This is a genomic window from Sphingomonas jejuensis (genome assembly GCF_011927695.1).
Classification (GTDB): domain Bacteria; phylum Pseudomonadota; class Alphaproteobacteria; order Sphingomonadales; family Sphingomonadaceae; genus Sphingomonas_K; species Sphingomonas_K jejuensis.
Window position 1 is genome coordinate 641,927 of record NZ_JAATJE010000001.1, and the last position, 13,127, is coordinate 655,053.

The 13,127-nt window shown below is 66.1% G+C and carries 15 protein-coding genes; all 15 read left to right on the forward strand.

The annotated features are described in order from the left end of the window. The first annotated feature begins 48 nt into the window (after positions 1–48). The 15 genes from ndhC to nuoL all read left to right on the forward strand — a co-directional run bounded on the left by ndhC (position 49) and on the right by nuoL (position 13,121). On the forward strand, positions 49–426 hold the full coding sequence (ndhC, locus tag GGR88_RS03255) for an NADH-quinone oxidoreductase subunit A (protein ID WP_167952963.1): 378 nt from the start codon (positions 49–51) through the stop codon (positions 424–426). After that, entirely contained in the window at positions 417–968 is a 552-nt protein-coding gene (locus tag GGR88_RS03260) for a NuoB/complex I 20 kDa subunit family protein (protein ID WP_167952965.1), read from the forward strand. The genes ndhC and GGR88_RS03260 overlap by 10 nt, the downstream gene beginning before the upstream one ends. After that, complete coding sequence (locus GGR88_RS03265) at positions 968–1,843, forward strand: NADH-quinone oxidoreductase subunit C (RefSeq protein ID WP_167952967.1); 876 nt, start codon at positions 968–970, stop codon at positions 1,841–1,843. The genes GGR88_RS03260 and GGR88_RS03265 overlap by 1 nt, the downstream gene beginning before the upstream one ends. Beyond that, on the forward strand, positions 1,843–3,078 hold the full coding sequence (locus GGR88_RS03270; protein WP_167952969.1) for an NADH-quinone oxidoreductase subunit D: 1,236 nt from the start codon (positions 1,843–1,845) through the stop codon (positions 3,076–3,078). Before GGR88_RS03265 ends, GGR88_RS03270 begins: the two co-directional genes overlap by 1 nt. Then, the gene (locus tag GGR88_RS03275) at positions 3,075–3,302 is read left to right on the forward strand and encodes a hypothetical protein (protein WP_167952971.1); all 228 of its coding nucleotides are present in this window, start codon (positions 3,075–3,077) and stop codon (positions 3,300–3,302) included. Before GGR88_RS03270 ends, GGR88_RS03275 begins: the two co-directional genes overlap by 4 nt. Next, a complete protein-coding gene (locus tag GGR88_RS03280; protein ID WP_167952973.1) occupies positions 3,302–3,979 on the forward strand; it encodes a complex I 24 kDa subunit family protein in 678 nt (225 codons plus the stop codon). The genes GGR88_RS03275 and GGR88_RS03280 overlap by 1 nt, the downstream gene beginning before the upstream one ends. Positions 3,980–4,079: 100 nt before the next feature. Then, positions 4,080–5,381, forward strand: a complete 1,302-nt coding sequence (gene nuoF, locus GGR88_RS03285; protein WP_167952975.1) for an NADH-quinone oxidoreductase subunit NuoF — start codon at positions 4,080–4,082, stop codon at positions 5,379–5,381. Continuing rightward, on the forward strand, positions 5,378–6,001 hold the full coding sequence (locus GGR88_RS03290) for a hypothetical protein (RefSeq protein ID WP_167952977.1): 624 nt from the start codon (positions 5,378–5,380) through the stop codon (positions 5,999–6,001). Before nuoF ends, GGR88_RS03290 begins: the two co-directional genes overlap by 4 nt. Positions 6,002–6,005: 4 nt before the next feature. Continuing rightward, positions 6,006–8,015 (forward strand): NADH-quinone oxidoreductase subunit NuoG, encoded by a 2,010-nt coding sequence (gene nuoG / locus GGR88_RS03295; protein ID WP_167952979.1) that lies wholly within the window; start codon positions 6,006–6,008, stop codon positions 8,013–8,015. Continuing rightward, the gene (nuoH, locus tag GGR88_RS03300) at positions 8,012–9,052 is read left to right on the forward strand and encodes an NADH-quinone oxidoreductase subunit NuoH (protein ID WP_167952982.1); all 1,041 of its coding nucleotides are present in this window, start codon (positions 8,012–8,014) and stop codon (positions 9,050–9,052) included. The genes nuoG and nuoH overlap by 4 nt, the downstream gene beginning before the upstream one ends. A 95-nt stretch (positions 9,053–9,147) precedes the next feature. Next, complete coding sequence (locus GGR88_RS03305) at positions 9,148–9,552, forward strand: hypothetical protein (RefSeq protein WP_167952984.1); 405 nt, start codon at positions 9,148–9,150, stop codon at positions 9,550–9,552. Then, positions 9,549–10,034: an NADH-quinone oxidoreductase subunit NuoI gene (nuoI, locus tag GGR88_RS03310; RefSeq protein ID WP_167952986.1), complete on the forward strand. Its 486-nt coding sequence runs from the start codon at positions 9,549–9,551 to the stop codon at positions 10,032–10,034. Before GGR88_RS03305 ends, nuoI begins: the two co-directional genes overlap by 4 nt. A 72-nt stretch (positions 10,035–10,106) precedes the next feature. Then, a complete protein-coding gene (locus GGR88_RS03315) occupies positions 10,107–10,718 on the forward strand; it encodes an NADH-quinone oxidoreductase subunit J (protein ID WP_167952988.1) in 612 nt (203 codons plus the stop codon). Next, on the forward strand, positions 10,715–11,020 hold the full coding sequence (gene nuoK / locus GGR88_RS03320) for an NADH-quinone oxidoreductase subunit NuoK (protein WP_167952992.1): 306 nt from the start codon (positions 10,715–10,717) through the stop codon (positions 11,018–11,020). The genes GGR88_RS03315 and nuoK overlap by 4 nt, the downstream gene beginning before the upstream one ends. Positions 11,021–11,027: 7 nt before the next feature. After that, positions 11,028–13,121, forward strand: a complete 2,094-nt coding sequence (nuoL, locus tag GGR88_RS03325) for an NADH-quinone oxidoreductase subunit L (protein ID WP_167952994.1) — start codon at positions 11,028–11,030, stop codon at positions 13,119–13,121. Positions 13,122–13,127 lie beyond the last annotated feature (6 nt).

A 13,127-nucleotide genomic window follows, 5' to 3' on the forward strand; every position in this document is an offset into this window, starting at 1 on the left:
CCGGACAGTCACCATCTGCGGTGTCGTCCCAAACGGAGCACCAGCTTTATGGCGTCGGTCGCCGCCGGATATCTGCCGATTCTCCTGTTCCTGGGCGTTGCCATCGTCCTGTCGTCGGCGTTCGTCTTCCTGCCGATGCTGGCGGCGCGCGCGACGGGCGCGCACAAGCCGACGCCCGAGAAGCTGAGCGAGTATGAATGCGGCTTTCCCGCGTTCGAGGATTCGCGCAGCCAGTTCGATGTCCGCTTCTACCTCGTCGCGATCCTGTTCATCATCTTCGATCTGGAAGCGGCGTTCCTGTTCCCGTGGGCGGTGTCGCTCGTCGGGATCGGCTGGGCCGGCTGGGCAGCGATGATGATTTTCCTGGCCGAGCTGATGCTCGGCTATGTTTACGCGTGGAAGAAGGGAGCGCTGGAATGGGAGTGATCCTGAACCCGGCAGAGAACCGCCATCCGATCGAGGAGCGTGCGCCAGACCAGGCCTTCTTCAACGACCTGAACGGCGAGCTGGGCGACAAGGGCTTTCTGGTCACGTCGACCGAGGAGCTGTTCCAGTGGGCGCGCACGGGGTCGCTGTGGTGGATGACCTTCGGGCTCGCCTGCTGCGCGGTGGAGATGATCCACGTCAACATGCCGCGCTATGACCTGGAGCGGTTCGGCGCGGCGCCGCGCGCGTCCCCGCGTCAGTCGGACGTGATGATCGTGGCCGGCACGCTTTGCAACAAGATGGCGCCGGCGCTGCGCCGGGTCTACGACCAGATGTCGGAGCCCAAATACGTCATCTCGATGGGCAGCTGCGCCAATGGCGGCGGTTATTACCATTACAGCTATTCGGTGGTGCGTGGGTGCGACCGGGTGGTGCCCGTCGACATCTATGTGCCGGGATGCCCGCCGACCGCGGAGGCGCTGCTTTACGGGATCATGCAGCTGCAGCGTAAGATCCGCCGCGTGGGAACGCTGGAGCGCTGATGCCGACCGTTGCCCCCCGCTATGCCGCCAATGACGGCCTGATCGACGCCGCGCGCGCCGCCATCGGCGATGCGCTGATCGAGGCGTATGACAAGGTCGGCGAGGTGTCGCTGACGATCGAGCGCGACCAGATCGTGCCGGCGCTGGTGGCACTGCGCGACACGCCCGGTCTGGAATATCAGCAGCTGATGGAGATCGCCGGCGTCGACTATCCGGCGAACGGCGCTGAGCGGTTCGAGGTCGTTTACCACCTGCTGTCCCTGACCCGGAACAGCCGCATCCGCGTGCGGGTGCGAACGGACGAGGCGCATGCCGTCCCATCCGTCACCGGCATCTGGCCGGTCGCCGGCTGGCTGGAGCGCGAGGTGTTCGACATGTACGGTGTGCTGTTCGACGGCAATCCGGACTTGCGCCGCATCCTCACCGACTATGGCTTTCGCGGGCACCCGCAGCGCAAGGACTTCCCGCTGACCGGCTATGTCGAGCTGCGCTACTCGGAGACGGACAAGCGCGTCGTCTACGAGCCGGTGCAGCTGGCTCAGGATTATCGCACCTTCGAGTTCCAGAGCCCGTGGGAAGGCGCGTCCTATACGCTGCCGGGTGACGAGAAGGCCGCGCTGCCGCAGGCCAAGGGCGCGATGACGCCGGTAACGGCCGACCAGATCAAGCGGGCGGATACAAGCGAGAGCAAGGCGCAGGCGCCGGCCGGCGACAAGAAGGTGACGGACACCCCCGCCGACACGGGCGCGGGCAAGCCGCATCCCGGCAACGCGCCGTCCGAGAAGCCGGACCGTGATCCGTCCGCGCCGCCGGTGCAGACCACGCCGGCGAAGGAGGAGCGGAGCGATCCGCTGCCGCCCGAGGAGCATAAGTGATGGCGGATTATGTGGACGAGCTGATCGGGCGGACCGACGCGTCGGACCCGACGCCGGGCGACACCGAGATCCAGAACTACACGATCAACTTCGGCCCGCAGCACCCGGCCGCGCACGGCGTGCTGCGCCTGGTGATGGAGCTGGAAGGCGAGATCATCGAGCGGATCGACCCGCATGTCGGCCTGCTCCACCGCGGCACCGAGAAGCTGATCGAGCACAAGACCTATCTGCAGGCGCTGCCGTATTTCGACCGGCTCGATTACTGTTCGCCGATGTGCATGGAGCACAGCTATGTGCTCGCCGTCGAGAAGCTGCTCGACCTCGAGGTGCCGCTTCGTGCGCAATATATCCGCGTTCTCTTTGCCGAGATCACGCGGATCATGAACCATATGCTGAACCTGGGGTCGCATGTGATGGACGTGGGCGCGATGACGCCGAACCTGTGGTTCTTCGAGCTGCGCGAAGACACGATGGGCTTCTACGAGCGGGCATCGGGGGCGCGCATGCACGCGGCCTATCTGCGGCCCGGCGGCGTCCACCAGGACGTGCCGCTCAGGCTGCTGACCGACATCGGCGACTGGGTGGACACGCGCCTGCCCAAGCTGTTCGAGGATGCCGTGAGCCTGGTTGCGGACAACCGCATCTTCAAGCAGCGCAACGTCGACATCGCCACCGTCAGCCGCGAGGACGCAATCGCCTGGGGCTTTTCCGGCCCGATGATCCGCGCCGCGGGCATCCCGTGGGACCTGCGCAAGTCGCAGCCCTACGACGTCTATGACCGGATGGAGTTCGACGTGCCGGTGGGCACGCGCGGCGATTGCTACGACCGGTTCATGGTGCGGGTGGAGGAGGTGCGGCAGTCTGCGCGCATCATCAAGCAGTGCCTGCGCGACATGCCGGAGGGGCCGATCGCCAGCCTTGACCGCAAGGTTGTGCCGCCGAAGCGCGGCGAGATGAAGCGGTCGATGGAAGCGCTGATCCACCACTTCAAGCTTTATACCGAAGGCTTCCACGTGCCGGCGGGCGAGGTCTATGTCGCGACCGAAAGCCCGAAGGGCGAGTTCGGCGTGTACCTGGTGGCGGACGGGTCCAACAAACCCTATCGCTGCAAGATCCGGCCGACGGCGTTCAGCCACCTGCAGGCGATGGACTTCATGTCCAAGGGCCACATGCTGGCGGACACGACGGCAATCCTGGGTGCGATGGACATCGTGTTCGGGGAGTGCGACCGGTGACGTTGCGCGCGCAGTCCGGCTGGGGACGCGTGTTGCTGGTGGCGCCCGCAACGGCGATGCCGGCGGCGATCGGCATCGGTACCGCGACCGGGTGGAGCCGGGCCGAGGCCGTCGGCATGGACGCGCTGTTCGGCGGGATGCTGGCCGCGATCGTGCTCTACGGCGCGCTGATCTGGCGGATGACGATGAACGAGCACAACGCTCAACAGGACGAACTCTACTGATGGCTGCCGATCGCGCTCATATCCCTGACGAGGCGGAGGTCCGCGCGCGCTGGAGCGGGTGGCGGTGGTCGGACGCGAATGCGCAGCAGGCGCAGCGCGTGATCGAGCGCTATCCGCCCGGGCGGCAGGCGTCGGCGGTGATGCCGCTGCTGGACCTCGCCCAGCGCCAGGTCGGCGAGGAGACGGGCACGCAGGGCTGGTTGCCGATCCCGGTAATGGAGGCGATCGCGCAGCAGCTCGACATGCCGAAGATCCGCGTGCTGGAGGTGGCGACCTTCTACACCATGTATAATCTGCGCCCGGTCGGCCGGTACCATGTGCAGGTGTGCGGGACGACGCCGTGCATGCTGCGCGGATCGGACGACGTGCTGCGGGCATGCTACGACCGGGGCATGAAGAAGGACGCGACCACCGACGACGGGCTGTTCACGCTGATCGAGGTGGAGTGCCTGGGCAGCTGCGCGTCGGCGCCGATGGTGCAGATCAACGACGACAATTTCGAGGATCTCGATTACGATCGCACGCTGACGGTCCTGGACGCGCTTGCCCGCGGCGAGCGGCCGAAGCCGGGAACGCAGGAGCCGGGTCGCCACACGGTGGAGCCGCTGGGCGCGCCCACCAACCTGGCGGCGATGATCGACGAGAACCACGATTATCGTGGGGAGTGGCGCGCATGAAGCCGGAGTTCATCGCGATCTTCGCGTCGCTGTTCGCAGTGTTCATGAGCCTTATCGTCGTGTTCGCGGTGCAAGCAAAAGCAAAGAAGGGCGGCCAGTGATGCTCGCCGACAAGGACCGGATTTTCACCAACCTCTACGGCTATCAGCCGTGGGGTCTGGATGCCGCGATGAAGCGCGGCGATTGGGACAACACCAAGGACCTGATCGGCCTTGGCGTCGACAAGATCATCGACACCATCAAGGCGTCCGGCCTGCGCGGTCGCGGCGGTGCGGGCTTCCCGACCGGCATGAAGTGGAGCTTCATGCCCAAGGCGCCGACGCCGGAGCGGCCGAGCTTCCTGGTAATCAACGCCGACGAGTCCGAGCCCGGCAGCTGCAAGGACCGCGAGATCATCCGCCACGATCCGCACAAGCTGATCGAAGGTGCGCTGATCGCCGGCTTCGCGATGCGCGCGCGGGCGGCCTATATCTACATTCGCGGCGAATATATCCGCGAGGCGGAGGTGCTGTTTGCCGCCGTGGCCGAGGCCTATGACAAGGGGCTGATCGGCAAGAACGCGGCCGGCAGCGGCTATGACTTCGACGTGTTCGTCCACCGCGGCGCCGGCGCCTATATCTGCGGCGAAGAGACCGCGATGCTGGAAAGCCTGGAGGGCAAGAAGGGCCAGCCGCGGCTGAAGCCGCCGTTTCCGGCCGGCGCTGGCCTCTACGGGTGCCCGACCACCGTCAACAATGTGGAATCAATCGCCGTCGTGCCGACGATCCTGCGGCGCGGGGCGGAGTGGTTCTCCTCCTTCGGACGCGAGAACAACAAGGGCACCAAGCTTTTCCAGATCAGCGGCCATGTGAACCGTCCGTGCGTGGTCGAGGAAGCGATGAGCATCCCGTTCCGCGAGCTGATCGACACGCACTGCGGCGGCATCCGCGGCGGGTGGGACAATCTGCTGGCGGTGATCCCGGGCGGATCGTCGGTGCCGCTGGTGCCGGCCGCCGAGATCATGGACGCGCCGATGGATTTCGACGGGCTGAAGGCGCTGGGCTCCGGCCTGGGCACCGCGGCCGTCATCGTCATGGACAGGTCCACCGACATCGTCCGCGCGATCAGCCGGATCAGCTATTTCTACCGTCACGAGAGCTGCGGCCAGTGCACGCCGTGTCGCGAGGGCACGGGGTGGATGTGGCGGATGATGGAGCGGCTGCGCGAGGGCAAGGCCGAGGTCGCCGAGATCGACATGCTGCAGCAGGTGACCAAGCAGGTCGAAGGCCACACCATCTGCGCGCTGGGCGACGCGGCGGCGTGGCCGATCCAGGGACTGATCCGTCATTTCCGGCCGGAGCTGGAGCGTCGCATCCATGAGCGCAACGGCGGCGTGCCGACGTTTGCGGAGGCGGCGGAGTGAAGCGATCGATTGCCCTGATCCTCGGGACCGCCGCCTTGGCTTTAACGATGCCCGCGGCCGCCCAAGATGGCGTCCGTGGCACGCCGCGGCAGGCGGCGCGAGCCATGCAGCATTTCTCGCAATGCGTTGTCCGGAGAGAGCCCGTCCGTGCGCAACAGATTTTGGGAATGGATTATAGAACGCCTGAATATCAGTCGGCCCTTCGCGACTTTGCCTTGAGCGAGCGCAGCTGTTTGCGTGGTGCGGAATTGAGCTTCGGCGGCGTGCTGCTTGCTGGGAGCATGGCGGAGGCAATGCTGATGCAGTTGCTGGAGAGACGAACGCTCCTCTCGCGACTTTCGTCCATGCCTGCGGCTACCCGCCCGACAGCGCGTGACGATGGTGAGAGCGCCGCAATGTGCACGGTCGACACGGCACCGGATCAGGTCGCGACACTGTTCGCTACTGACGTGGGCTCGATTGGCGAGCGCGATGCCATTATGGCGCTGACGGGGCCAATCGCGGATTGTCTGACGCCGGGCACGCGCGCGTCGCTAAATCGCAACGGCATCCGCGCGGTTCTCGCGCTGGCCGCCTACCGCCTTGTCCAGCCGGCCGCTGCCGGCGCCAGCGGAAGCTGATCGAATGCCGAAACTGAAGGTCGACGACATCGAAGTCGAGGTGCCGCAGGGTGCCACCGTGCTCCAGGCCTGCGAGGCTGCGGGCAAGGAGATCCCGCGCTTCTGCTATCATGAGCGGCTGTCGATCGCCGGCAACTGTCGGATGTGCCTGGTCGAGGTGAAGCCGGGGCCGCCCAAACCGCAGGCGTCGTGCGCGCTGCCGGCGGCGGACGGGCAGGAGGTGCGCACCGACAGCGCGATGGTGAAGCATGCCCGTGAGGGCGTGATGGAATTCCTGCTGATCAACCATCCGCTCGACTGCCCGATCTGCGACCAGGGCGGCGAGTGCGACCTGCAGGACCAGTCGGTGGCCTATGGCCGCGGCGCATCGCGCTATGACGAGGTGAAGCGCGCCGTCACCGAGAAGTACATGGGCCCGATAGTCAAGACGATCATGACCCGCTGCATCCAGTGCACGCGTTGCGTCCGCTTCGCCGAGGAAGTCGCAGGGGTCGAGGAGATCGGTGCGCTCGGCCGCGGCGAGGGGATGCAGATCACCTCCTATCTGGAGCGGGCGGTGACGTCCGAGCTGTCGGGCAATGTCGTCGACCTGTGCCCGGTGGGTGCGCTGACGTCGAAGCCCTATGCCTATGAAGCGCGGCCCTGGGAGCTGAGGAAGACGCCGTCCATCGACGTGATGGACGCGATCGGCACCAACATCCGTGTCGACAGCCGCGGGCGGCAGGTGCTGCGCGTGCTTCCGCGCGTGAACGACGACGTCAACGAGGAGTGGGCGACCGACAAGACGCGCCACGCGATCGACGGGCTGGTGAAGCGTCGGCTCGACCGCCCCTATGTGCGGCGCGACGGACGATTGCAGCCGGCGAGCTGGGACGAGGCGCTCAGTACGGTCGCCGATCGGCTGCGCAGCGCGGGCGACAAGGTGGCGGCGATCGCGGGCGACATGGTCGACTGCGAGACGATGTATGCCGCACGCGAGCTGCTGGCGGGGCAGGGGTCGACCTTGCTCGAGGGACGGCAGACCGGCCTCGACTATGACGTGACAAGCCTGGGTGCGGTGGCGTTCAACACGACGCTGAACGGCCTTGAGGACGCGGACGCGATCCTGCTGGTTGGTACCAACCTGCGCTGGGAAGCGCCGCTGGCGAACACCCGCATTCGCAAGGCCATCAAGAAGGGCGCAAAGGTCTTCGCGATCGGCCCGCAGGTCGATCTGACCTATTCGGTGGAGTGGCTGGGCGACGACCTGTCGCTGCTCGGCAAGCTGCCGGAGGCGGCGACCAGCGTATTCGACGCGGCCGAGCGGCCGGTGGTGATCGTCGGGCCGGGTGCACTCGGCGCAGGCGCGCTGGGTGCGGCGCTGAAGCTTTCCGCCGACATGCGGGCAGTGCGCGACGGGTGGAACGGCTTCAACGTCGTGCACACGGCGGCGGCGCGGATGGGCGGGCTGATGCTCGGTTATTCGCAGCCGGGCGGCATCCGCGACGTGGTGGCGGCATCGCCGTCGCTGGTCTTCCTGCTTGGTGCAGACGAAGTTCCGGCGGGCACGTTCGACAACAGCTTCGTCGTCTATGTCGGCCATCATGGCGACAAGGGCGCGCACGGCGCCGACGTGATCCTGCCGGCCGCCGCCTATACGGAGAAGAGCGGCACCTGGGTGAACATCGAGGGCCGGGTGCAGCGCGGCGAACGCGCCGTGTTCCCGCCGGGTGACGCGCGCGAGGACTGGGCGATCTTCCGCGCGCTGTCCGCCGTGGTCGGCCGGCCGCTGCCGTTCGACACGCTGGAGGGCCTCAGGGTCGCGATGGGTGCCGCGGTGCCGATGCTGGCGCAGGAAGGCTTGGTGCGGTTTGACTGGGCGCCGCCGACGCTGCCGTCCGACGTGTCGGGCGGCGTGCGCTATCCGATCGCCGACTTCTATCTCACCAACAGCATCGCGCGGGCGAGCGACACGATGCAGCGCTGTTCCGCCGAGCTGTTGCATGGCGAGCAGTTCCTGGAGGCGGCGGAGTGACCGAGTGGTTCCAGAGTGTGCTCGGCACCGGCTTCGGCTGGTTCACCGCGACGCTGATCCTGATCCTGCTGATTGCCTTGCCGCTGATGCTGGCGGTGGCGATGATCATTTATGCCGATCGCAAGATCTGGGCGGCGATGGCGCTGCGCCGCGGGCCCAATGTGGTTGGACCGTTCGGGCTGCTGCAGAGCTTCGCCGACGGGCTGAAGGTGTTCCTGCAGGAAACCATCATCCCGACAGCGGCGAACCGCGGCATCTTCCTGATGGCGCCGATCATCACTTTCACCGTGGCCCTGATCGCGTGGGCGGTGATCCCGTTCGGGCCGGGCATGGTGCTGGCCGACATCAATGTCGGGCTGCTCTACATCTTCGCGGTATCGTCGCTGGGCGTGTACGGCGTGATCATGTCGGGCTGGGCGTCCAACTCCAAATACCCGTTCTTCTCCGCCCTGCGCGCCGCCGCGCAGATGGTGAGCTATGAGGTGTCGATCGGCTTCGTGCTGATTTCGGTGGTGCTGTGGGCGGGCACGTTCAACCTCAGCGGCATCATCGAGGCGCAGCGGGCGCATGTCTTCGGCTTCATCAACGGCTTCGCGTTCAACCCGCTGCTGTTCCCGATGGCGGTGGTGTTCCTGATCTCCGCCCTTGCCGAGACCGCGCGCGCGCCGTTCGACCTGACCGAGGCGGAATCGGAGCTGGTGGCGGGTTACCAGACTGAATATTCGTCGATGAGCTTCGCGCTGTTCTGGCTGGGCGAGTACGCCAACGTCATCCTGATGTGCGCCCTGAACGCGATCCTGTTCTGGGGCGGGTGGCTGCCGCCGGTCGACTGGGCGCCGCTCTATCTGGTGCCGGGTATCTTCTGGTTCTTCGCCAAGATCCTCTTTTTCTTCTTCGTGTTCAGCTGGGTCAAGGCGACCGTGCCGCGGTTCCGGTACGACCAGCTGATGCGCCTTGGCTGGAAGGTGTTCCTGCCGCTGTCGCTGTTCTGGGTGTTCCTGGTGTCGGGCTGGCTGATGCTGACGAGGTATAGCTGATGCTCATGCTGAGCCTCGCCATGCTGAGTCCGGTTGGGCCTTGGGAACCCACGGCCGAGACGGAGACGGCCCCGCGCCTCTCTTATGATTGCGAGATGATCGACGAGGCCTTCACGCGGTCGCGCCTCCGCTTCGTGACCGATGGAGGGCGCGGCTATGTCGCCGCCGACGGGCGCGTGGCATCGACGCCGTTGCGGTATCGGTTCGAAGACGGCCAGGACGCCGGTCTCGGCGCGATGACGCAAAGCCTGCTGCCGGCGTCGAACCCGGGCACGGCGACCTACCGGGGGATGCGGTTCTCCGGCCCCGATCGGGCGGCGATCGTCGAAGAGGTGACGCCGTACATGAAGACGCGCCCGGACGGCAGCTGGCCCGCAAGCCTCGTCTTGACGATCGACCGGGGCGAGAGTGTGTCGCGGTCGGTCGGTTTTTGCTCGGTCGGGAGCGAGGAGCAGTCGCCGCTGTCGGCGGCCGAAACAAAGGAGCTTCTGGCCCGATGACCGTCGCCCAGATCATCAAGTCGTTCACGCTGTGGGAGTTCGTGAAGGCGCATGCGCTGACGCTGCGTTACTTCTTCAAGCCCAAAGCGACGATCAACTATCCCTACGAAAAGAACCCGCTGTCGCCGCGCTTCCGCGGTGAGCATGCGCTGCGCCGGTATCCGAACGGCGAGGAGCGCTGCATTGCGTGCAAGCTGTGCGAGGCGGTGTGCCCGGCGCAGGCGATCACCATCGAGTCGGAGCCGCGTGACGACGGCAGCCGCCGCACGACGCGCTACGACCTCGACATGACCAAGTGCATCTACTGCGGCTTCTGCCAGGAAGCCTGCCCGGTGGATGCGATCGTCGAAGGGCCGAACTTCGAATATTCGACCGAGACGCGTGAAGAGCTGATCTACGACAAGTCGAAGCTGCTGGCGAACGGCGACCGGTGGGAACGCGCGCTTGCCGCCAACCTTGCCGCCGACGCGCCCTACCGTTAATGCGCCGGGCAATCGTGAACCGCCGCGCCCCCGGGCGCCGATCGTTGCCGTTGAACAGGGGATAGTGCCGACGTGATCCAGGCGTTCGCCTTCTATCTGTTTGCGGCCATCGTGCTGCTGTCGGGCGCGATGACGGTGACGTCGCGCAACCCCGTGCATTCGGTGCTGTGGCTGATCCTGGCGTTCTTCAACGCCGCCGGGCTGATGCTGATCGTCGGCGCCGAGTTCATCGCGATGCTGCTGGTCATCGTCTATGTCGGCGCGGTCGCCGTGTTGTTCCTGTTCGTGGTGATGATGCTCGACATCGACTTCGCCGAGCTGCGCGCGGGCTTTGCCCGTTATGCCGTGTTCGGGACTTTGGTTGCGCTGGTGCTCGCGGCCGAGATCGTGATCGCGGTGGGCGCATGGAGCGCAGGCAGCCTGGCGCTGTCGCAGCGCGTCGCGCCGACGCCGGAGGGGATGTCCAACATCCAGGCCGTCGGAACGCTTCTTTACACCCGCTATCTCTACATCTTCGAAGCCGCGGGCGTGCTGCTCCTGGTGGCGATGGTCGGCGCGATCGTGCTGACGCACAGGACGCGGTCGAACACCCGGTCGCAGTCGGTGCCGCGGCAGAACGCGCGCCGGCCCGACGAGGCGACGCGCAACGTCAACCAGCCGGTCGGCGTGGGAGTGGAGCTGTGATCGGGCTTGTCCACTATCTGGTCGTCTCGGCGATCCTGTTCGTGCTGGGCGTGCTCGGCATCTTCGCCAACCGGAAGAACATCATCGTCATCCTGATGGCGCTGGAGCTGATCCTGCTGGCGGTGAACATCAACCTGGTCGCGTTCAGCGCCTTCCTGGGCGATCTCGTCGGCCAGGTGTTCGCGATGTTCGTGCTGACGGTCGCGGCCGGGGAAGCCGCGATCGGCCTTGCCATCCTTGTCATCTTCTTCCGTGGTCGCGGCACAATCGCGATCGACGCCGTCGACCGGATGAAGGGGTAAGCCGGCCGTGATTCAGGTCATCGTGTTCCTGCCGCTGCTGGCGGCGCTTGTCGCCGGGTTCGGCCAACGTGCGCTCGGGCCGATCGTCGCCAAGGGGGTGACCACGGGCGCGCTGTTCATTTCCTGCGCACTCAGCTGGCCGATCTTCATCGGGTTCCTGACGGGCAGTGCGGAGCCGGGCGTGGCGCCGGTGCTCACCTGGATCCAGTCGGGCACGCTGGACGTGAACTGGGCGCTGCGCGTCGACACGCTGACGGCGGTGATGCTGGTGGTGATCACCACCGTGTCCGCGCTCGTCCACCTGTACAGCTGGGGCTACATGGCGGAGGACCCGGACCAGCCGCGCTTCTTCGCCTATCTGTCGCTGTTCACCTTTGCCATGCTGATGCTGGTGACCGCCGACAACCTGGTGCAGATGTTCTTCGGCTGGGAAGGTGTGGGCCTGGCGTCCTATCTGCTGATCGGCTTCTGGTACCAGAAGCCGTCGGCCAACGCCGCGGCGATCAAGGCTTTTGTCGTCAATCGCGTCGGTGACCTCGGCTTCATGCTCGGCATCTTCGGCACCTTCCTGGTGTTTGGAACGGTGTCGATCCCGGCGATCCTGGAGGCCGCGCCCGCGATGGCGGGATCGACGATCGGGTTCCTGGGGCAGCGCTTTGACACGATGACGGTGCTGTGCCTGCTGCTGTTCGTCGGCGCGATGGGCAAGTCCGCGCAGCTTGGCCTCCACACCTGGCTGCCCGACGCGATGGAGGGGCCGACGCCCGTGTCCGCGCTGATCCACGCCGCGACGATGGTGACCGCCGGCGTGTTCATGGTGTGCCGCCTGTCGCCGATGTTCGAGACGAGCGCGACCGCGCTGACCGTCGTCACCTTCATCGGTGCGGCGACCGCGCTGTTCGCCGCCACCGTCGGCACGGTGCAGACCGACATCAAGCGCGTGATCGCCTATTCGACCTGTTCGCAGCTCGGCTACATGTTCTTCGCGGCCGGCAGCGGCGCTTATGGCATCGCCATGTTCCACCTGTTCACCCACGCCTTCTTCAAGGCGCTGCTGTTCCTGGGTGCGGGCTCCGTGATCCATGCGATGCACCACGAGCAGGACATGCGCTATTATGGCGCGCTCCGCCGTGAGATCCCCATCACCTTCTGGACGATGACGCTGGGCACGCTCGCGATCACCGGCGTCGGGCTGTACGGCGTGTTCGGCTTTGCAGGCTTCTATTCGAAGGACGCGATCATCGAGGCGGCCTATGCCTCGGGCACGTCGATGGGCGGCTTCGCCTTCTTCGTGGGTGTGTTCGCCGCCTTGCTGACCAGCTTTTATTCGTGGCGGCTGGTCCTCCTCACCTTCTTCGGCAAGCCGCGCTGGGCCGCGTCCGAGCATATCCAGCATGCGCTCCATGACGACCATGGGCACGGCCACGACCATGACCACGATCATGGTCATGCCGTCGCGCATGCTGACAATCCGCCGGCGCAGGAGAGCGCGGGTGACGAGCCGCATGCGCATGGGCCGACGAAGCACGATCTTCCGGCGGGCACCGGCGGTTATCACCCGCACGAAAGCCCGTGGCCGATGCTGGTGCCGCTTGTCGTGCTGAGCATCGGCGCCGTGTTCGCCGGCATCGCCTTCGCCCCGTTCTTCATCGATTCCGCCGAGTTCTGGCGCGGCAGCATCGCCTTCGACGAGGCGCTGATCCACCACATCCACGAAACGCCGATGTGGGTGAAGCTGTCGGCGACCGTCGCCATGCTGATCGGGCTCGGCACCGCCATCCTCGCCTACGTCGTCTACAAGGACTGGCCGCAGCGCTTCGCAGAGCAGTTCCGCATCCTGTACCGGTTCCTGCTCAACAAGTGGTATTTCGACGAGATCTACCACCTGCTGTTCGTGCGATCGGCCTTCTGGTTCGGCCGGCTGTTCTGGCAGCGGGGCGATGTCGGCCTGGTCGACCGCTTCGGCCCGAACGGCTTTGCCGCCGCAGTGCAGGTCGGCAGCCGGGCGGCCGTCCGGTTCCAGTCCGGGCAGCTGGCGAACTATGCTCTCGTGATGCTTCTGGGCCTGGTGGGTTTCGCCACTTGGGCGATCCTGGGTTGAGGCCGA